Genomic DNA, 19302 nt, shown 5'->3' on the forward strand with positions numbered 1-19302 from the left:
GGAAGGCATATCAACCCGAAAATAATCAAAATAATGGCTATTATCTCAAATGTATTTTTAGTCATTGGTATCATACTATTAGCAACGATGCATATGGTAATGGCTATAACTATGTTTGTGGTATCATTAGCAATTAGTTTAATGATATTTAACACGTTATTTAGAGATAGAAAAGCAATGAAAATTATAATTAATGTTTCATTTGTAATTGTCCTCATCGCTATCATTATTGCGTATATTACGTTAACAAAATAGCTGCAAATTAAGGAGATTCCACATAATGAATGACAATATCAAACGTAAAATGCCATTGTTTATAATTATCCTTATTGCTATGATATTTGCTGTGCTATTCATCATTAATGAAACACATCTTTTTGATAATCAAAAAACACATACTTTTAATGAAGCGGTAGAGAAACAAGTTGGAGCAGGCACATTAAATATGACAGAGAAAGATGGTCAATTTGTAGAAGCGTCAAAGACTGATGTGAAAAAGGCAATGGCTGTCGATAGTGATAAAGGCAACTTAAATCATATGGATATTTCGGAAAAAGTTCCTATGTCTGAACAAGAGCTCAATGGCATTTTGAAAGATAAAGGGATTTTAAAAGGCAAAGGTAAGACATTTTTAAAAGCGCAAGATAAATATGAAGTTAATGTTATTTATCTTGTAAGTCATGCTTTAGTTGAGACAGGCAATGGTAAATCAGAGCTGGCAAAAGGCATCGAAGATAATGGTGAAAAATACTATAACTTTTATGGTATTGGTGCATTTGACGAGAATGCTGTTCATACTGGTAGTAGTTATGCTAAAAAACAAGCATGGACTTCACCTGACAAAGCTATTATGGGCGGCGCAAAATTTGTCAGAAATAATTATTTTGAAAACAAACAACTCTCGTTATACCAAATGAGATGGCACCCAGCATCGCCAGGAGAACATCAATATGCTAGTGATATTGAATGGGATGAGAACATCGCTACATTTATGAAGTTGTACTATGATAAACTTGGGATTAAGAAAGATCATGTTAACAAAGATTATTACTTATAGTGAATATATGATAATGCAACATTCGGATAGATTGAAGTAATACATTAAGACAAGAAAAGTGAATTTGGAGTGAAACAAAGATGAAAATAGCAATCATCGGTGCTGGTATAGGTGGTTTAACAGCAGCTGCATTATTAAGCGAACAAGGACACGAAGTTAAAATTTTTGAAAAAAATAAGGAAGTCACTGAAGTCGGTGCCGGCATAGGTATTGGTGGCAACGTTATCGATAAACTAGGCGATCATGATTTAGCAAAAGGTATTAAAAATATTGGACAAGTCGTCGATATAATGGAAATTTTAGATGACAAAAATAACATACTAAGTAAGGCTAAATTGAAGAAACATACAATTAATTTAACCATGACACGTCAAAACTTAATAGATGTCATCAAGTCTTATGTACCTGAATCTTCTATATATACTAACTATCAAGTGACACATATAGATAATGGCGCATTAAAAGTAACTGTACATTTCAGTGAACAAGCACCTGAAGCATTTGATTTATGTATTGGCGCAGATGGCTTGCATTCAGCTATTAGACAATCAGTAGTTCCAAATAGTAAGTCAATTTATCAAGGTTATACAGTCTTTAGAGGTTTAGTAGATGACGTAGATATTAAAGCGGATAATATTGCAAAAGAATATTGGTCACCAAAAGGTCGCGTAGGGGTTGTACCATTATTGAATAATCAAGCGTATTGGTTTATTTCTATTAATGCTAAGGAAAATGATGCAAAGATGCGTGCGTATGGGAAACCACATTTACAAGCACGATTTAATCATTTTCCAAATGAAGTACGACAAGTGTTAGACAAACAAAGTGAAACGGATATCTTATTGCATGATATCTATGATTTAAAACCTTTAAAATCATTTGTCTACCAACGTGTGATATTGCTAGGCGATGCAGCACATGCAACTACACCAAATATGGGACAGGGCGCAGGGCAAGCAATGGAAGATGCTATTGTTTTAGCGAATTGCTTGAAGGCTTATCCATTTGAAGCGGCATTGCAACGTTATGATAAACTACGTGTACAACATACTAAAAAAGTAATAATGCGTTCAAGAAAAATTGGTAAAATAGCACAAATACGTAATAAGGTCATTGTAGCTGGTAGGAATTTATTGGCCAAGGTGATACCGAACCGTCTTGTGGCTGGTCAGACGAAATTCTTATATAAATCAAAAAGTAAATAATAAGTATATTTAATACATTAAACCTCGGGTTGCGTGATGATAAGCAACTCGAGGTTTTAATTTGCGGTGCCATTTAAAAAATGAGACGAATTATTGAGGTATGATTAATTTACAATGAATTTAGGTTGTTGATTATTTAGTTTGCTAATCGTGTCATTAGCCACAATCTTAGACATCATATCGCGTGATTCGAATGTCGCATTTCCGATATGTGGTGTTAAGACAACATTATCTAGTGATTTAAGTGCATCATTTATTTCAGGCTCAAATTCGTAAACGTCTAGCGCTGCGCCTTCAATGACTTTATCTTGCAGTGCTTTGACAAGAGCTTGTTCATGAACAATTGGCCCTCTAGATGCATTGATAAGGTAACTCGTTGGTTTCATCATTTCTAATTGTTTTGTATCAATTTGATGATGCAAACTTGGGCTATACGCAGCATTAATTGTTACAAAATCTGAATGTTTAAGTAATGTTTCCAAGTCGACATATTTTGCGCCGATTTCACGTTCTTTATCTTTCTTTTGATGTGGACCTGTGTAAAGTACATTCATATCAAATGCTTTGGCGCGTTTGGCAACAGCACTACCAATTTCACCGAGACCTATAATGCCAATTGTTTTCCCAGAGACTTCTCTACCGCGGAAAAAGAGTGGTGCCCATCCATCGAAACCAGTTGTACGACATAATTTATCGCCTTCTGGTATACGTCTTGCTACTGCAAGCACGAGTGCGAATGTCAACTCAGCAGTTGAATTTGTCGAAGCTTTAGGTGTATTTGTTACATCAATATTTTGCTCTCTTGCATAGTCAATATCAACATTGTTAAAGCCTGCACCATAATTAGCGATGATTTTTAAGTTATCGGCTGCATCAATGATTTCTTGATCCACTTGTGTCGATAATAAGCTAATTAGGGCGTCTGCATCTTTGACACCGGCTTTTAAGGTTTCCTTATCTATAATCCCGTTGCCTTCATACATTTCAACAGTGTAACCTTGATCCTCTAACAATTGGTAACCCACGTCAGGTACTGGACCTGCAATATAAACTTTTACCATGTTTAATCACTTCCTTTAATATAAAGTATATTAAAATTCAATCACTCAAACAAATAATACTGTTGCTGATTATAAAATGACTTACTTAAGAACAACATATATTACAACATTTGCTTATGGCACAATGATAGAGTATTAATTTACGAGTTTTAATCCAACGATAGATAAAATAATTAAGGCAATAAAGAAAATACGTTTGGCGTTTTTAGACTCGTTATATAAAAACATACCGACCAATGTGCCGCCAGCTGTGCCAATGCCACTCCATATGGCATAAGCAGTGCCCATTGGAATATCATTCATTGCCACTTTAAGTGTGCTAAAGCTACAAATAAAGGCAATGGCTAATAAAATGATGAGCCATTTTTTCTTTGTGCGTGTAATTTCATTTAGAATAACAACACCGACTACTTCTAGTAAGCCAGCGAGTAATAGTAATAACCAAGCCATTAATTTTCAGCCTCCTCTGTAGATAACTTTAGGCCGATAATACCAATGACCAATAATAGAATGAGCACGAGTTTAACGATATTGAATGGATCATTGAATAGTATCATGTCGACGATAACCGTACCCACTGCACCGATACCTACAAAAACAGCATATACAGTACCTACTGGTAATGTTTTACATGCAGATATAACGAGAAAGAAACTAATAATAATGACGATAAATGTGCTAATCCAACTTAATAGAGAATCGGCTGTATTTAATCCAGTGACCCAGACGATTTCAATAAGACCAGCTAAGATGACTTTAAACCATTGCATGCATTGTACCTCCTTATTTTATGTAACTATACTATTTTCTCAAATTATGTATGAACGTTCAATCATCTGAGATACATAAAAAAAACGACTAAGTGCGCACACTTAATCGGTTATAAAAACATTCAATTGTTAATAATATTAGTTTACATGGATGTAGCTATATGAACTTGCTTCACCAGCTGAAATTGTACGTTCACTTACTGAGAATGGTCCACCGTTATAGTTCATTTCAGATACTGTGATAGAACCGTCATTGTTTACACTTTCAACGTATGCTACGTGACCGTAACCACCAGCAGTTGATTGTAAAATTGAACCAGCTTCTGGAGAGTTGTTTACTGTGTAACCTGCAGCTGAAGCAGCTGAAGCCCAGTTATTTGCATTGCCCCAAGTAGAACCGATGTTACCGCCAACTTTATCGAATACATACCAAGTACATTGACCTGCAGTGTATAAGTTAGCACTTGAACCAGAAGATTGCGTATTGTCTTGTGTTGCTGGTTGTGTTTGTTCTGCTGCGTCTGCTTCATTTCCGTGATCTAAACCTACGATTGCTGCACCGATACCTGCTGTTAATGTAGTTGCTGTTACTAATTTTTTCATAATTTAAAAATCCTCCCAAAGATTGTAAATATTTAAATGGCAAGTTGTTTTGCCTTAATGATATAAAGTTTATAAATTCGAGTTGCTTTCAACGACAAGTAATACTCTAACAGAAGAAAAAGGCTTTGTGTGCATTGTTACGCTTTTGTAAAACAATTAAAAAAACCTCACACATCGTTGTAATAAACGAGATGTAAGGTTACAAATTGGTGTCCGCTCGTAATATATCGCGAACACTGATGTTATAAGGTTTTTAACTCAAAATTATTCTTTTCTAATAATTGATTGTTACAATTGTTGTAAAGAATCACAAAATTGTGTTTCAAATTATTTGAAGAATCTAATAGATAGTGGAGCTAAATAATCTTCACCATTATATGCTTTTACCGCTGCGATGATTGTAAAGACGATTAATAAAATCGAAATTACAGGTGCGAGAATAAAGCCAATTAGAATAATCATAGCAATAGATGAAACAGTAAGCCAAATTGCATAAGAAATTAAAAAGTTAAAGTAGTTCTTCCCAGCTCTATCAACAAATGGAGATTCTTCACGTTTAATTAACCAAATGATTAATGGTGCAAGTAAAGGTGCGAAGAAGCTTAATACATAGATTAAAGTAGCCATTAATCTAGCATCGCTATCAGGTTCTTGATTGAAATTAGATTGATATGCTTGATTTGTTTGTTCATTGAATTGTTCTGTCATAAGGATACAACCTCCCGATTAATATATTTCACAATATAACTATACCAAAGTTTATATCGAGTTTATATGCATGTTCAAATTATTTATTTATTTTTTAAAAATGTCTATATTGTATTGTGTTTACTTGTTAAAATGTAGTGATGCAACTTTTAATAGCGTTAACTAACTATAGCCAGAAAACTAAGCTTTCAAACGATTGTTTATGAAATTTGGGAATAGGTTATAGTTGATAGTGATGCTAAAAAGTGAATGAAGTATTTTAATAGAAAGAAGGGTTAAAATGAAAATAGCTATCGTAGGCTCTGGGAATGGGGCAGTTACAGCAGCATTAGACATGTACAGTAAAGGACACGAAGTGAAGCTATATTGCAGAAATCAATCCTTGAATAAATTTGATAAAGCGATAGAACAAGGTGGTTTCACATTTAATAATGAAGGTGAAGAGAGTTTTGTATCTTTCACTGATATTAGTGATGACATGGAATATGTTCTTCAAGATGCTGAAGTCATTCAAATCGTCATTCCATCATCGTTCATTGAACATTATGCATATACAATGGCACCATTTGTTAAAAGTAATCAATTGATTTTCTTTAATATTGCAGCTTCGATGGGATCTATTCGTTTTATGAATGTGCTTGAAGATATGCATATTGACGAAATGCCACAATTTGCTGAGGCAAACACACTGACGTATGGTACACGTGTTAATTTTGAGGAAGCACGTGTTGATTTATCATTAAACGTAAGAAAAGTTCACTTTTCAACATATGATAAAGCGTATTTAAGTGAAGCTTTCGATAAAATTGAAACCTTATACCCTTATATTGTAAAAGAAGAAAGCTTATGGAAGACAAATTTAGAAAATGGTAACCCAGAAGTACATCCTGGCCCAACCTTATTGAATGTTGGACGCATAGACTATGCGGACGAATTTGCGTTATATGAAGAAGGTATTACGAAACATACAGTAAGACTTTTACATGCTGTCGAACTAGAAAGATTAACATTAGGACGTAAGCTCGGATTTGAATTATCTACAGCTAAGGAAGCTCGAATAGAACGTGGATATTTAGAAAGACAAGACGAAGACGAGCCTCTCAATCGTTTGTTTAATACAAGTCCTGTATTTTCACAAATTAAAGGACCTAATCGTGTGAAAAATCGTTACCTAACGGAAGATATTGCATATGGTTTAGTATTATGGTCTAGTTTGGGACGTGAAATCGATGTCGCAACACCTAATATTGATGCAATTATCGTTATAGCATCAACAATTTTAGAGCGTGATTTCTTTGAAGAAGGGTTAACAATTGATGAGTTAGGTAAAGATAAACTTGGCTTAGAATAATTTAATAATGTAAATAGGGGGGAATGTGTATGAAAAGGCAACCAACATTTTTAGAATCAATTTCTACAATAGTAGTGATGATTATTATAGTGATTACAGGGTTTGTAGTATTCCATATACCAATACAAGCATTATTAATATTAGCATCAGCATATGCAGCAATTATAGCTAGACGGGTAGGTTTAAAATGGCAAGACTTAGAAGAAGGTATCACGCACCGTTTAGCTACTGCGATGCCTGCAATATTTATCATATTAGCAGTAGGGATTATCGTAGGTACATGGATGTATTCAGGTACTGTGCCAGCATTAATATATTATGGTTTAGAATTTTTAAATCCTAATTTATTTTTAGTATCTGCATTTATCATCTGTGCTATTACTTCTGTAGCGACAGGCACGGCATGGGGTTCTGCATCTACAGCAGGGATTGCGCTTATGGCTATTGCTACACAATTACATATCACACCAGGCATGGCTGCTGGCGCAATTATAGCCGGTGCAGTATTCGGTGATAAAATGTCTCCGCTTTCTGACACTACAAATTTAGCTGCCCTGGTAACGAAAGTGAATATATTCTCACATATTAGGGCGATGGTTTGGACGACCGTACCAGCATCCGTTATTGGGTTGGTTGTTTGGTATATTGCAGGAAGACAATTTGGGGGTCAAACCAATACGTCCCAAGTGAATGAATTACTGAAAGAATTATCAAATATTTATAATATTAATGTTTTTGTTTGGATACCACTTGTTGTAATAATCGTTTGTCTATTATTGAAAATATCAACGGTACCGGCAATGTTGATATCTAGTTTAAGTGCGATAATTGTTGGTACATTTAATAATGGATTCAAAATAGTAGATGGATTTAATGCAACATTTAACGGGTTTAATAAAGATATGATTCCTGCCAGTAGTGGCGAATTAACTAAGAAAGCAATCAGCCTCGTTGAACAGGGTGGCATGATGAGCATGACTGAAATTGTTGTTACTATTTTTTGTGGGTATGCGTTTGCAGGAATTGTTGAAAAAACAGGTTGCTTAGATGTAATTTTAAATAAAATTTCTAAAAATATTAATACCGTTGGCCAATTAGTACTTGCAACAGTACTAGGAGGTCTCATGATGGTATTAGCAGCAGGTGTTGCTTCGGTAGTAATTATCATGGTCGGTGTATTGATGATGGAAATGTACAATAAAATGGGGCTTGACCGCTCGAATTTATCGAGAACACTCGAAGATTCAGGTACGATGATTATTCCGTTAATCCCGTGGGGGACATCGGGTATTTACTATGCCCAGCAACTCGGTGTTACTGTTGATCAATTCTTCATTTGGACAGTACCTTGTTACCTATGTATTGTATTTGCATTGTTTTATGGCTTTACAGGTATCGGTATTAAAAAAGCAAAGCCTAGTGAATCACATTAAATTAAAATATATAAATTAGATACGGGACGGGATATAAAACTGAGTTTTAAAGTTATATCTCAACCCGTATTTATTTTATTAAAAGCTGGCACTGCGCATATGATGGTAGTATAGAATCAGATATTTACAAATTCTTTATCTAAATTTTAAAATAGAAGTTTGAAACTCTATATTTAGGCTAAACATAACTATGAATGAAATGAGTTTTTTTACATAGTAATCATTGTAGCGATATTACTTATGTAAAATGAGTTCATTGCTACTTCATTCAATCATATGTATAGATAAAGATTTTAAATATCCTTCTATTATCTATTTTAGAATCGGTTTTGTTGTGTATATTGTAGCGATATTACATTATAAAACCGGTTCGTTTGCGCATTCAATTGATGTATGCACGATAAAGATATTAAATAAGTATTTATATAAGTAAGGTTAAGATGAAAGTAATGTCTTAAAATTAAACAGCCAACAAAGTTTGCGACTTTGTTGGCTGTTTTTGTTTCTATTCAATGGGCAATAGCATAACTTGTAAGCCGTACGGATGTTTATCTTAATACTACTAGCAATTATATATGGTAGTAGTATAGTCAATTTGTTCGGAAAAAATGATACGTAGAAACGTTAACGAGCTGTGTTACGGGTGCACTCAGATGTATTTTAGAAGGCAAAGTCTATATTATGAGGTTGTGAGTTGTATGTGTAATCTATTTGTTGTAACAAAAAAAGACAATCCGCAATGGATTGTCTTTGATAAACACTAATTAGTGAATGTAGTTGTAACCTGCTGCTTCGCTAGCAGAGATTGTACGTGAAGTTACAACACCAGGACCTTGACCATAGTTCATTTCAGAAACTCTGATAGAACCGTCACTGTTTACACTTTCAACGTATGCTACGTGACCATAACCACCAGCTGTTGATTGTAAGATTGAACCTGATGCAGGTTTGTTGTTTACTGTGTAACCTGAAGCAGCTGCTGCGCTTGCCCAGTTGTTTGCGTTACCCCAAGTAGAACCGATCTTACCGCCAACTTTGTCGTATACATAGTATGTACATTGACCAGCAGTGTAAAGGTTGTTTGATGAACCTGAAGTGCTTGAGATAGAGTTTGAAGAACTTGATGGTGCACTAGTTGTACTTACTTTAACATTGCTGTTTGAAGTAGAGTTTGAAACTGCGCCTCTTCCACCAGTACCTTGATTGTTTACTGTATAAGATTGTGTTGCTGTAGCGTTACTATTGCTGTAACCATAGTTACTATTGTGACCTTGGTCAGCTGAACTTGGATTCCAGTTACCTTGCCAAGTGTAGTGATAGTTACCTTGTTGGTCTATAGTATATGAGTAGCTATATGAAGTTGGGTCATTTGGGTTGTACCCACCATTGTTATTTTCTGATGCGTCTGCTTCATTTTGAGCAAATGCAAAAGTAGCGATTCCTGCAGTAGCGATAGTTGCTGTAGCGATTTTTTTCATTGTTAAATATCCTCCTAAGAATAGTAAATAATTAAATTTTAGTCTTAATTGTATCCCAGTCTCTAAACGACAATTTGTTATAATTTTTATTCGCTGTTTCAACGACAAGCATTACTTTATCAGAAAAAGTTTGCTTTGTGTGGGTTGTTATCGTTTTGTAATTTAGTTCTAATAATTAATGCTTTGATGTAACAAAGATGAGGTGGTCAAATATACTGCTAAAGACTGAGCTTATCGACTTCTTGCATTTCTATGTGTAAGATTGCACTTTAGTATATTACAAAGCTGTAAAATAACAGAAAATTACAAACAGTAATAAATGAGACAATTTATATATTTAAAAACATAAATAATTATTGTTAATACATAGTATGATTTGTTGATTATATTTTGATTAATCTAATTTAAGTGTGAAACATAACTAGAAATAAAATATGTAAGCAAGCATATTGACACTTCATTAACAAAGCCTTAATATAGTTAGTATAAAAAATATACTAGTTTAGTGAGGTGAATACATGAAAATTGAACTTGGATTAACGTCATTTGCTGACAATAGCGATATTTATACAGAAGAAGGTCATCAACCGGCGCTATCAAATGCACAAAGAATTCGTAATATAATAGAAGAAATTGAAATTGCTGATCAATCTGGTTTAGATGTATATGGATTAGGGGAACATCATAGACCTGATTATGCTGTTTCCGATCCTGTTACAGTTTTAGCCGCCGCTGCAAGAAATACAGAGCATATCAAACTAAGTAGTGCAGTTACTGTGTTATCTTCAGATGATCCCGTACGTGTATATGAACGATTCTCTACATTAGATGCTGTATCTAATGGAAGAGCTGAAATCATGGTCGGCAGAGGTTCATTTATTGAATCTTTTCCATTATTCGGATATCATCTGAATGACTATGAACAACTATTTAATGAAAAGATTGATTTACTTTTAAATATCAATCAAAATGAAATTGTACATTGGGAGGGGCAGCTTAGACCTTCTATAGAACATTTAGGTGTTTATCCAAGAGCTGAAAATGGTCCATTACCAATTTCAATTGCAACTGGCGGTACACCTGAATCTTCTTTAAAAGCAGGTGCACTGGGTTTACCGATTACCTATGCTATAATTGGTGGAGATCCTAAAAGGTTTAAAAGAAATATAGATATGTATAAAGCGATTGCTGAATCTTACGGACATGATGTTAATCAATTACCCATTGCGACACATTCATGGGGATACATTGCAGAAACAGATGAACAAGCCAAACGAGAATTTTTCCCGTCTGTAAAAGCAAGCCATGATGTTTTAGCAAAAGAACGTGGTTGGGCAATGTATGATGAAAATAGCTTTGACAGAGAAGCAGACGCACATGGTGCATTATATGTAGGTAGTCCAGAAACTGTAGCAAAGAAAATCATAGAGACAGTAGAAACTTTGGGACTAACACGATTCATGCTGCATACACCTGTAGGTTCTATGCCACATGAAAAAACAATGCATACTATTAAATTATTAGGCGAACGGGTAAAACCGATTGTAGATAAATATTTTGAAAACAAATAAAAGGAGATTTTGTCATGATATTACGTTATTTAACAAACTTAAAATTAGCTAAAGAATTATACGGTGCGGCCAAACCAAAACTTAAAGGCGACCAATCGATGAAAGATACATTTGTAGAAGTTTTTAACTTACCTGCAAATGCAGTACCGTTAGCAGGTGCTGTTGAAGCATTAAGTGCAGTATTCTTTGTGTTAAGTTTTGCAAGCAAGAGACTATCTCGTATCGCTTCATTACTCACTATTTCTGTTTTAGGTGTTGCTGCATACAAACATTTTGAAGCAGGTCATGGTAAAGCTGGTGCTAAACATGCCTTAGATTTAACAGGTTTAGCGGCTTTAAGTTTCCTAGATACACTTGATTGTAAGAAAAAATAATTACAGAAACTGAGACCATAATAGATGACTAAGTTACTTTTTCGTTCCTAGTTATCTTCGATAGGGTAGGACGTTGGAATCACTATTAGAAAAAAGATTTCATTCCTATTCCTTTAAAATAAACTATAAAAGGCTATTCGTTACGTTCAAGTTGCGAATAGTCTATTTTTTATTTATGTCATTTATAAACCCATTTTATGAATTAGATCAATTAATAAATACAATGGATAGGCATATTCTTTTTTTAGTAATAAAAAGAAAAATAGCTCACTAAAATTTAAAATCTAAAAGTAAATATTAAAAAAATAGTAGGAAATTTTAATATTTCACATAGTTGGTCATATTGAACTTGAGAACTAAAATGGGCTAAAATTGATATATTAATATAGTTAGAAATCACTGTGACATATATTAACATCACGAAATTCATAAGGAGTGGTTTGATGAACACAAAAACTTTTAAAACATTAAATGAGTTAATCGCAACATATCAGGAAGGGAAGAAATTTTTTAAAGAGACGAAAAAGAATTATAAGTTGAATTATGAAGAAGTATTTATTTTAAATTACATTTATAACTGCAGCGATAATGAAATTACGGCAAAAGACATTGCTAAATACTCCGAGTTACAACCATACTACTTAACAAAAGCGCTTCAAAAGTTGATTAAACTAGACTATTTAAGTAAAAAGAGAAGTGAAATAGACGAAAGAACGGTTGTTGTCTACATAAATGAAGCGCAACGTGGACGCATTAACGAGATGATCGAGACGCTACAAAAGACACTATAATTTTAGTTTTTGAGGTCAAATAATACACTTTTAATAAGCGCAATATTCTGAAAAATGTAATTTTATAATAATAGTTATATATTGAACAAATATTTGTTTTTAGAAACAAATTAACTGTGTTATACTTATATTTATTAAATGAAAGCGCATTCAAAGAGATTGGGAAAGGTGTTATTATGAATTTACTAATAGGGATTATATTTTTAGGTATTGTTTTATGTTTATTTACATTATTTACAAGTAAGGCACCCAATGGTGGGAAGGCAATGGGTGCACTTGCTAATGCTGCGATTGCATCGTTTCTTGTAGAAGCATTTCATAAATATGTAGGTGGAGATTTGTTTGGTATTCCATTTTTAGGACAGCTTGGTGAAGCAGCAGGCGGACTTGGTGGAGTTGCAGCTGCAGGTTTAGTTGCTTTAGCTATGGGTGTTTCTCCAGTATATGCATTTGTTATTGCTGTTGCATGTGGCAATATGGATTTATTACCAGGATTTGTTGCAGCATATATTGCAAGTTTTGGAATGAAGTGGATGGAACAAAAATTACCAGATGGTCTTGATTTAATTGCTGCAATTATCGTAATTGCGCCAATTACAAGATTAATTGCAATGGGGACGACACCTGTTGTAGATGCGACATTAGTACAAATTGGTAATATTATTAAAGATTCAACAACATCTAGTCCTATATTAATGGGGATTGTGCTTGGTGGTATTATTACAGTTGTGGCAACAGCGCCATTAAGTTCTATGGCATTGACGGCGCTATTAGGATTGACAGGTACACCGATGGCAATTGGTGCACTGGCTGTATTTGGTTCTTCCTTTATGAACTTTGTCTTATTTAAACGTATGAAATTTGGTGATCGTAAGACGACAATTTCAGTTGCGATTGAACCACTTTCTCAAGCGGATATTGTTACAGCGAATCCAGTGCCAGTGTATTTAACTAATTTTGCTGGAGGCGCAATCTCAGGTATCATAATTGCCTCTTTTGGTTTGGTTAATGATGCTACAGGTACTGCAACACCTATTGCAGGTTTAATGGTCATGTTCGGTTTCAATAATGCATTAACAGTGATTGCTGTTGCATGCATGTGTGCAGCTAGTAGTGCTTTATGCGGATATCTTGGTTCACTTGTATTTAAAAATTATCCTATTATTACGAAACAAGAACTTCAAAATGGAACTATGCCTAAAAAGGTAAAACAATACTACAAGCTTAAACGCCAATATGCGGAAAGTTTAGCAATGTAGTTATATAGAAGATAAATAAACTGAAAACGCCCGTATTGATATGTCAAATATCGATACGGGCGTTTTATTTTATTTTGTGCATAATATTAAGCAAGTCATTTCTTTTCAAATATTTTACTTTAATTAGGTAGTACTCGTTTTTATATAACGTGTTGTTCTATTCTCCATTTTATTAAAGATATACTCTAAGCAAATAGCTAATAACCAATAAAATACTGCAGCAACTGAATAAACGGTAATGAATCGATAGCCTTCATTGGCAATAACGTGACTGATAGCCATGATTTCAGTGACTTGTACGGCAAATGCTAACGAAGTACCTTTGATCAACATAATGAATTGATTTTCAATGTTAGGTAATGCATAAGCGAATGCCTGTGGAAGTACAATTTCTTTATAAATGTAGTATTTGGATAAACCCACAGATTGGGCAGCTTCAATTTGATCAGTTTCCACAGATTGTAAACCACCTTTGATTGATTCCGAAAGATAGGCAACGGCATGCAATGAAAACACGATAAATGCAATTATTAAAGGTGAGAATAAATCTGGATTTATGTGCCAGTTTAGTAACTTGTTTAAATATAATATTAAAGTAGGTAAACCATAGTAGACTATAAACAGCTGAACAATGAGCGGTGTACTTCTAAAAAATGAATTATAGACAATAATTATTTGAGACAACACAGGTATACGTTTCAATCGAATCATTGCAAAAATTAATCCAATACACAGACCAACGATAATGGCGACAATAGATATCAAGATTGTATTTGGAACACCTTTAAGTACTTCAGTTATCGTATATAAAATAAAAGTCATATTTGTTCCTCCTTAAATACGGTATGGTTTTTGAGCACGTTTATCAATAAATGTAAATGTTCCTTGGATTATTAAAGCAATCATCCAATAGACCATAGAGATGACGATATAAACTTCTAACATACCTAACCCATAGTTATTGCCAATGATAAGTTTAACTTGACCCATCATGTCGATGATGCCAATAGTAAACGCTAGTGAAGTATCTTTAACAAGTTCAATAATCTGTGTCGTTAAATTTGGAATGCTGTTACGTAATGCTTGTGGTATAACAATTTCTTTTAATATTCTTGGATAGCTTAAACCAATAGATAGAGCAGCCTCTATTTGACGATAATCTACAGATTGGTAACCAGCACGTATGATTTCAGATAAATAAGCTCCTGTGTGTAAAGTAAAAGCTAAAATTACAAAGAATAATCTACTAAAATGATTGATATCAATATGTACGAGCAATAATAATTGTGGCAAAGCAAAATAAACTAAAAATAATTGTAATAGCAAAGGTGTACTTCGGATAAATGAGAAATATATTCTCACAATAGGAGACAATACTCTCAATTTTTTAATGCGTACGATAGCTAATATGAAACCAAGTATTAGCGCAAAGATGAGCGATATTACAATCATTATCAAAGTTATGGGTAATTGTTGTAATACTTGATTTAATAAGTCTAACCAATTTACTGATTGCATTAGCGTTGCACCTCCAACTGTACTTTTTTGTTATTAATGTCGTCTAAATCGTCAAAGACATTGATATCAAAATATTTTTTTGAAAGTGCCTGTAGCTTTCCTTCATTTTTTAATTCAAGTGTGGCACGGTCAATCTCATCATGAAGTTTTTGATGCTTTTTATTGTAAACAATGTGAAGGGGCTCTTTTTTAACAATGCCACCAATCTTAACGTCTTCCTTAATTTGTGACTGGATTGCCTTATATGTATTCCAATTTAATAACATCGCATCTCGGCGCTGCTGACTAACCATTTTTAAATTATCGCCATTCGAAGGTTCTTGAATCGTATCGATATTAATTTTGTCAGCGTGCGTCTTGTTATATTCAGATAGAATAGAATAGAGGCCACCACTTGGAGCCATTGGCGTAAGTTTCTTACCAGGTAAATCATCTAAGCTATGGATGTCTTTATTACCTTGGTTAACTACTAGCATTGGTAAAGCGTAGCTATAGGGTACGTCTTGATATAGAAATTGTTTTTCGCGTTCCGGCGTCTTAAAAAACCAATTGATGCCCATATCAAATTTTCCAGCACCAATACCTACTAAATTCGATTCTTCTTCGCCAACTTCATATTTAAAGTCATATTGCGGTAACTTTTGCTCGAGCAATTTCATATATTCCATATCGAGTCCGACAAAATCATTTTGCTTATTAGTGTAAAGATATGGTGGATTGACTTCAGCAGATAATGCGACTTTAATTTCTTTTTGATGATTTGTATGTTGTTGATTGTTCGCAGTGCAAGCGGTTAATAAGATACATGACAAACAAAGTAAGGCATATAACCATTTCTTGCTAATTGTCATTAGTAATCACGCTCCATACTGACGTGATTTAAAAAGCGCTGGATTCTTTCTGAATTGGAATGTTCTAATACTTCTTGAGGTGTCCCACGGTGAATAATTGTCCCTTCGTCGATAAATAATATTTGATCGGCAATTGCTTTCGCAAATTGTATTTCATGGGTAACTAAAACCATAGTCATACCTTCTTGAGCGATGGATTTAATTAGAGAAAGCACACTTTGAATTGATTCAGGATCTAGTGCAGAGGTAGGTTCATCAAGTAAAAGTACTTCTGGATTCAAAGCCAGTGCGCGTATAATTCCGATTCGTTGGCTTTGTCCACCAGATAATTGAATGGGATATTTATCTTTTTGGTTCAGTAAATCAATGCGTTCTAAGTAAGACAAGGCAATATTATTTGCTTCTTCGGAGTTATATTTTTTACCATGTCTTAAACCTACAGTAATGTTTTCTAAAATCGTTTTATTTTTAAATAAATTATAGTTTTGGAAGACCATTGCGGATTTTTGACGTAATTGAAAAATATCTTTTTTAGTAAAGTTTGAGGTGTCAAACGTGTCTGTTCCTATAGAAATAGTTCCTGATTTAGGTAGTGCAAGTGCATTTAAAGTTCGTAGTAATGTCGTTTTTCCCGAACCACTTGGACCGATGATTGCGGTGACAGTTCCTTTTGGTTGTGTGAAACTAACATCATTTAATATCAAATGATCATTGTATTTATGTATTAGATGACTAACATTAATCATATTTATCCCCCCATATTACAGTAATTATAAACTATCACATTAATTCTTATCGGTAAAGTAAGGATTTTTGGTCTGGAAAGCTTTATTTCAGTCATGGCGAGTGTTACACTTATATTTAAGAGTGAGCGAAAAATTAATGGATGAGGTGAAAGGTAATGGAAGTTTCTGCATTAGTACATACAGAAATTCAAGAGAAATGGATTGCAAAATTTGAGACTGTGAAGGAAACATTCAAATCACATGCGACTTATAATGATTTACATTCACGCTTTCCATATGAAAATATAGAATGGCTTGTCAATGAAGGATATACATTATTAACACTGCCTAAAGCATATGGTGGTGAAGGCGCGACGGTTGAAGACATGGTCATACTACAAAGCTATTTAGGTGCGATTGATGGTGCAACTGCATTGTCTATCGGATGGCACTTAAGTGTTGTTGGCCAATTATTCGAACAACAAATGTGGCAAACAGACATGTTAAATGATTTTGCAGAAGCGGTACGACAAGGCGCATTAGTAAACCGCGCAGTTAGTGAGGCGGAAACCGGTAGCCCGACACGAGGTGGAAGACCTGCGACAAATGCTGTTAAAGCAGATGATGGTTATATTCTTAATGGCGTGAAGACGTTTACTTCAATGAGTAAAGGGCTAACACATTTTATTGTGAGTGCCTATAACGATGAAATAGACCAAGTTGGATTCTTCTTGATTTCTAAAGATACAGTAGGTGTGGAAATTGCCGATAATTGGGATATGGTAGGTATGCGTGCTACAGAAAGTCATGATTTGATACTTAACGATGTCCATGTACCACTAGAAAATTTTGTGGAAATTAGAGGCGCAGGAGGAAAGAAACCTAATGGTTGGATTTTACATATTCCGAGTGTTTATTTAGGAATAGCGCAAGCTGCACGTGACTATGCAGTTGAATTTGCTCAAACATATAGCCCTAACAGTATAGATGGAACTATTGGTGATTTGCCAACTGTGCAACAAAATATAGGTAAAATGGAGTCGCTCTTACTGTCGGCGCGTCATTTTTTATGGAGCACTGCTGCACTTTATGCAAAAAAAGAAGTGAAGACACCAGTTTGGAATGAAACGTCAGCGAGTAAAGTGTTAGTGATGAATCAAGGCTTAGAAGTGATTGATATTGCAATGCGTGTTGTCGGGGCTAAGAGTTTAGAAATGGATCGACCATTGCAAAGGTACTATAGAGATATGCGTGCAGGGTTGCATAATCCGCCTATGGAAGATATGGCTTACTCCAATATCGCCAAGTCATTACTGGGTTTATTTGATTGAAACATAGCCATTGATACCACTTTGATACCATTTGTTTTTAGTCGTCAAAAAATTTCATAGCTTCGTGTTTTTTACTCGTATAAAAGTGAGTGTAAGTATCGACAGTTTCTGTTATGCTTGAATGGCGAAGTAAATCTCTTAACACGTATATATCACAACCCTTATCAGCTAAGTAACTTGCGTAGGAATGACGTAAGCCATGCGAAGTGATATTAGGGAATAAGGCTTTAACGACTCTTGAAAAGTGTGCGTAATCTGGTGGGCGGTAACCACCAAATACAAACATTTCATCGTTAAAGTCTTTTATTTTTAGTTTACTTTCTTCATATTTTCTTTGTAATAATTCCACCAATATTTTCGGCATAGGTAGTAATGCTACTGAGGAACTTGTTTTAGGATACTCTGACATCTTACGTGCTGTTATATCCCAAGTTTTTGATATAGAGACCTCACGCTTATTTAAATCTATATCAGACCAAAGCATACCCATAGCTTCTCCAATTCTTGTACCAGTATAAAACATAAAAATTAGCATATCCTTATAATTTTCATTATCTAACTTTTCTACTTTTTCATGAAATTGTTCTTTATTAACAAAAGCGATTTTTGTTTTCACTCTTGGTATTGCCTTAACTCCTAAGCAAGGATTATGAGATAGTTTGTAATAAGTCATTGCATATGTGATGACTGCTTTAAAGGTAGTCCAAATCGTCCTAGCAGTATTGATAGATTTACAATTTTCCACTAAGTAAGTACGAAATTCTAAACACTGTGATTGCGTTATTTTTCCAACAGGTATATCTCCGAAATGTTTCTTTATATGGTTTTTGTAGTCATATTTTTTTCTTCTCAAAGTTCTATCTCTTAAATCAGTATGTTTTAGATAGTCGTAGAAAACTTCTTCAAATGTTTTGTTGTCACTATATCCATGTTTAACTTGTTGAATGAATTCGCTTTCTGCTAACTTAGCATCTTTCTTTTTGCTAAAACCTCTTTTTACTTTTCTTTTACTTTTTCCAAACGTATCTTTATACCTAACAGAAAAGTAATATTTCTTAGTTTTTTCGTCTTTATATACGGGCATTTTTACTCATTCCTCCTAAAAAAAGTAAAAAAATAATAAGGGTAGGCGTGCTACCCATAAAAATTGCATAAAAAAAAGAGAGAGTACAAATGCACTCTCTCAATACCGTAAATGTTTCAACGGCTTGTTGTT

Annotated in this window: 21 protein-coding genes; 10 read left to right on the forward strand and 11 right to left on the reverse strand. The window is 34.1% G+C overall.

Annotated features, from left to right (window positions below; translation table 11 throughout):
• The first annotated feature begins 33 nt into the window (after positions 1-33).
• The 3 genes from ACSULM_RS02815 to ACSULM_RS02825 all read left to right on the forward strand — a co-directional run bounded on the left by ACSULM_RS02815 (position 34) and on the right by ACSULM_RS02825 (position 2262).
• Positions 34-255 (forward strand): hypothetical protein, encoded by a 222-nt coding sequence (locus ACSULM_RS02815; protein ID WP_436860367.1) that lies wholly within the window; start codon positions 34-36, stop codon positions 253-255.
• A gap of 25 nt (positions 256-280) precedes the next feature.
• Positions 281-1057, forward strand: a complete 777-nt coding sequence (locus ACSULM_RS02820) for an N-acetylglucosaminidase (RefSeq protein ID WP_436860369.1) — start codon at positions 281-283, stop codon at positions 1055-1057.
• Positions 1058-1137: 80 nt separating this feature from the next.
• Positions 1138-2262, forward strand: coding sequence for an FAD-dependent monooxygenase (locus ACSULM_RS02825; RefSeq protein WP_436860371.1), 1125 nt, complete (start codon positions 1138-1140; stop codon positions 2260-2262).
• A 104-nt stretch (positions 2263-2366) separates the two neighbouring features.
• On the opposite strand, the gene ACSULM_RS02830 is transcribed toward ACSULM_RS02825, so the two are convergent.
• The 5 genes from ACSULM_RS02830 to ACSULM_RS02850 all read right to left on the reverse strand — a co-directional run bounded on the left by ACSULM_RS02830 (position 2367) and on the right by ACSULM_RS02850 (position 5404).
• Complete coding sequence (locus tag ACSULM_RS02830; protein ID WP_436860373.1) at positions 2367-3323, reverse strand: 2-hydroxyacid dehydrogenase family protein; 957 nt, start codon at positions 3321-3323, stop codon at positions 2367-2369.
• A gap of 135 nt (positions 3324-3458) precedes the next feature.
• On the reverse strand, positions 3459-3773 hold the full coding sequence (locus ACSULM_RS02835; protein WP_436860374.1) for a DMT family transporter: 315 nt from the start codon (positions 3771-3773) through the stop codon (positions 3459-3461).
• A complete protein-coding gene (locus ACSULM_RS02840) occupies positions 3773-4093 on the reverse strand; it encodes a DMT family transporter (protein ID WP_436860376.1) in 321 nt (106 codons plus the stop codon). The genes ACSULM_RS02835 and ACSULM_RS02840 overlap by 1 nt, the downstream gene beginning before the upstream one ends.
• Positions 4094-4231: 138 nt before the next feature.
• Positions 4232-4696, reverse strand: a complete 465-nt coding sequence (locus tag ACSULM_RS02845; protein WP_436860377.1) for a CHAP domain-containing protein — start codon at positions 4694-4696, stop codon at positions 4232-4234.
• Between the two features lie 327 nt (positions 4697-5023).
• The gene (locus tag ACSULM_RS02850) at positions 5024-5404 is read right to left on the reverse strand and encodes a DUF4870 domain-containing protein (protein ID WP_436860379.1); all 381 of its coding nucleotides are present in this window, start codon (positions 5402-5404) and stop codon (positions 5024-5026) included.
• Between the two features lie 280 nt (positions 5405-5684).
• Between ACSULM_RS02850 and ACSULM_RS02855 the strand changes: the two genes are divergently transcribed.
• Both ACSULM_RS02855 and nhaC read left to right on the forward strand, forming a co-directional pair.
• Positions 5685-6755: an NAD/NADP octopine/nopaline dehydrogenase family protein gene (locus ACSULM_RS02855; protein WP_436860381.1), complete on the forward strand. Its 1071-nt coding sequence runs from the start codon at positions 5685-5687 to the stop codon at positions 6753-6755.
• 29 nt (positions 6756-6784) lie between these two features.
• On the forward strand, positions 6785-8188 hold the full coding sequence (nhaC, locus tag ACSULM_RS02860; RefSeq protein WP_436860383.1) for a Na+/H+ antiporter NhaC: 1404 nt from the start codon (positions 6785-6787) through the stop codon (positions 8186-8188).
• A 764-nt stretch (positions 8189-8952) separates the two neighbouring features.
• Here nhaC and ACSULM_RS02865 read toward each other — a convergent pair.
• Complete coding sequence (locus ACSULM_RS02865; RefSeq protein WP_436860385.1) at positions 8953-9666, reverse strand: CHAP domain-containing protein; 714 nt, start codon at positions 9664-9666, stop codon at positions 8953-8955.
• A gap of 518 nt (positions 9667-10184) precedes the next feature.
• Between ACSULM_RS02865 and ACSULM_RS02870 the strand changes: the two genes are divergently transcribed.
• The 4 genes from ACSULM_RS02870 to ACSULM_RS02885 all read left to right on the forward strand — a co-directional run bounded on the left by ACSULM_RS02870 (position 10185) and on the right by ACSULM_RS02885 (position 13661).
• Positions 10185-11237 (forward strand): LLM class flavin-dependent oxidoreductase, encoded by a 1053-nt coding sequence (locus ACSULM_RS02870; RefSeq protein ID WP_436860387.1) that lies wholly within the window; start codon positions 10185-10187, stop codon positions 11235-11237.
• 14 nt (positions 11238-11251) lie between these two features.
• Positions 11252-11611, forward strand: a complete 360-nt coding sequence (locus ACSULM_RS02875; protein ID WP_436860389.1) for a hypothetical protein — start codon at positions 11252-11254, stop codon at positions 11609-11611.
• A 443-nt stretch (positions 11612-12054) separates the two neighbouring features.
• Complete coding sequence (locus tag ACSULM_RS02880; protein WP_436860391.1) at positions 12055-12402, forward strand: transcriptional regulator, SarA/Rot family; 348 nt, start codon at positions 12055-12057, stop codon at positions 12400-12402.
• Positions 12403-12578: 176 nt separating this feature from the next.
• On the forward strand, positions 12579-13661 hold the full coding sequence (locus ACSULM_RS02885) for a PTS sugar transporter subunit IIC (protein WP_436860394.1): 1083 nt from the start codon (positions 12579-12581) through the stop codon (positions 13659-13661).
• Positions 13662-13784: 123 nt separating this feature from the next.
• Here the strand turns inward: ACSULM_RS02885 and ACSULM_RS02890 are convergent, their stop codons facing one another.
• The 4 genes from ACSULM_RS02890 to ACSULM_RS02905 are packed head-to-tail and all read right to left on the reverse strand — an operon-like array spanning position 13785 to position 16776.
• A complete protein-coding gene (locus ACSULM_RS02890; protein ID WP_436860395.1) occupies positions 13785-14483 on the reverse strand; it encodes an amino acid ABC transporter permease in 699 nt (232 codons plus the stop codon).
• Positions 14484-14495: 12 nt separating this feature from the next.
• Positions 14496-15179, reverse strand: coding sequence for an amino acid ABC transporter permease (locus tag ACSULM_RS02895; RefSeq protein ID WP_436860396.1), 684 nt, complete (start codon positions 15177-15179; stop codon positions 14496-14498).
• Positions 15179-16030, reverse strand: coding sequence for an amino acid ABC transporter substrate-binding protein (locus ACSULM_RS02900; RefSeq protein ID WP_436860397.1), 852 nt, complete (start codon positions 16028-16030; stop codon positions 15179-15181). Before ACSULM_RS02900 ends, ACSULM_RS02895 begins: the two co-directional genes overlap by 1 nt.
• Positions 16030-16776 (reverse strand): amino acid ABC transporter ATP-binding protein, encoded by a 747-nt coding sequence (locus ACSULM_RS02905; RefSeq protein WP_436860399.1) that lies wholly within the window; start codon positions 16774-16776, stop codon positions 16030-16032. Before ACSULM_RS02905 ends, ACSULM_RS02900 begins: the two co-directional genes overlap by 1 nt.
• Before the next feature lie 155 nt (positions 16777-16931).
• On the opposite strand from ACSULM_RS02905, the gene ACSULM_RS02910 reads away from it, so the two are divergent.
• Entirely contained in the window at positions 16932-18086 is a 1155-nt protein-coding gene (locus ACSULM_RS02910; protein WP_436860400.1) for an acyl-CoA dehydrogenase family protein, read from the forward strand.
• 37 nt (positions 18087-18123) lie between these two features.
• Here ACSULM_RS02910 and ACSULM_RS02915 read toward each other — a convergent pair whose 3' ends face one another.
• Entirely contained in the window at positions 18124-19170 is a 1047-nt protein-coding gene (locus tag ACSULM_RS02915) for a tyrosine-type recombinase/integrase (protein WP_436860402.1), read from the reverse strand.
• Positions 19171-19302: the final 132 nt, after the last annotated feature.

It is taken from the genome of Staphylococcus caeli, from assembly GCF_051413795.1.
GTDB lineage: Bacteria > Bacillota > Bacilli > Staphylococcales > Staphylococcaceae > Staphylococcus > Staphylococcus caeli_A.

Bases quoted from the DNA above. Each gene is read 5' to 3' on its own strand.
- ACSULM_RS02815 (WP_436860367.1), top strand. From the start codon at position 34: ATGGCTATTATCTCAAATGTATTTTTAGTCATTGGTATCATACTATTA.
- ACSULM_RS02820 (WP_436860369.1), top strand. From the start codon at position 281: ATGAATGACAATATCAAACGTAAAATGCCATTGTTTATAATTATCCTT.
- ACSULM_RS02825 (WP_436860371.1), top strand. From the start codon at position 1,138: ATGAAAATAGCAATCATCGGTGCTGGTATAGGTGGTTTAACAGCAGCT.
- ACSULM_RS02830 (WP_436860373.1), bottom strand. From the start codon at position 3,323: ATGGTAAAAGTTTATATTGCAGGTCCAGTACCTGACGTGGGTTACCAA.
- ACSULM_RS02835 (WP_436860374.1), bottom strand. From the start codon at position 3,773: ATGGCTTGGTTATTACTATTACTCGCTGGCTTACTAGAAGTAGTCGGT.
- ACSULM_RS02840 (WP_436860376.1), bottom strand. From the start codon at position 4,093: ATGCAATGGTTTAAAGTCATCTTAGCTGGTCTTATTGAAATCGTCTGG.
- ACSULM_RS02845 (WP_436860377.1), bottom strand. From the start codon at position 4,696: ATGAAAAAATTAGTAACAGCAACTACATTAACAGCAGGTATCGGTGCA.
- ACSULM_RS02850 (WP_436860379.1), bottom strand. From the start codon at position 5,404: ATGACAGAACAATTCAATGAACAAACAAATCAAGCATATCAATCTAAT.
- ACSULM_RS02855 (WP_436860381.1), top strand. From the start codon at position 5,685: ATGAAAATAGCTATCGTAGGCTCTGGGAATGGGGCAGTTACAGCAGCA.
- nhaC (WP_436860383.1), top strand. From the start codon at position 6,785: ATGAAAAGGCAACCAACATTTTTAGAATCAATTTCTACAATAGTAGTG.
- ACSULM_RS02865 (WP_436860385.1), bottom strand. From the start codon at position 9,666: ATGAAAAAAATCGCTACAGCAACTATCGCTACTGCAGGAATCGCTACT.
- ACSULM_RS02870 (WP_436860387.1), top strand. From the start codon at position 10,185: ATGAAAATTGAACTTGGATTAACGTCATTTGCTGACAATAGCGATATT.
- ACSULM_RS02875 (WP_436860389.1), top strand. From the start codon at position 11,252: ATGATATTACGTTATTTAACAAACTTAAAATTAGCTAAAGAATTATAC.
- ACSULM_RS02880 (WP_436860391.1), top strand. From the start codon at position 12,055: ATGAACACAAAAACTTTTAAAACATTAAATGAGTTAATCGCAACATAT.
- ACSULM_RS02885 (WP_436860394.1), top strand. From the start codon at position 12,579: ATGAATTTACTAATAGGGATTATATTTTTAGGTATTGTTTTATGTTTA.
- ACSULM_RS02890 (WP_436860395.1), bottom strand. From the start codon at position 14,483: ATGACTTTTATTTTATATACGATAACTGAAGTACTTAAAGGTGTTCCA.
- ACSULM_RS02895 (WP_436860396.1), bottom strand. From the start codon at position 15,179: ATGCAATCAGTAAATTGGTTAGACTTATTAAATCAAGTATTACAACAA.
- ACSULM_RS02900 (WP_436860397.1), bottom strand. From the start codon at position 16,030: ATGACAATTAGCAAGAAATGGTTATATGCCTTACTTTGTTTGTCATGT.
- ACSULM_RS02905 (WP_436860399.1), bottom strand. From the start codon at position 16,776: ATGATTAATGTTAGTCATCTAATACATAAATACAATGATCATTTGATA.
- ACSULM_RS02910 (WP_436860400.1), top strand. From the start codon at position 16,932: ATGGAAGTTTCTGCATTAGTACATACAGAAATTCAAGAGAAATGGATT.
- ACSULM_RS02915 (WP_436860402.1), bottom strand. From the start codon at position 19,170: ATGCCCGTATATAAAGACGAAAAAACTAAGAAATATTACTTTTCTGTT.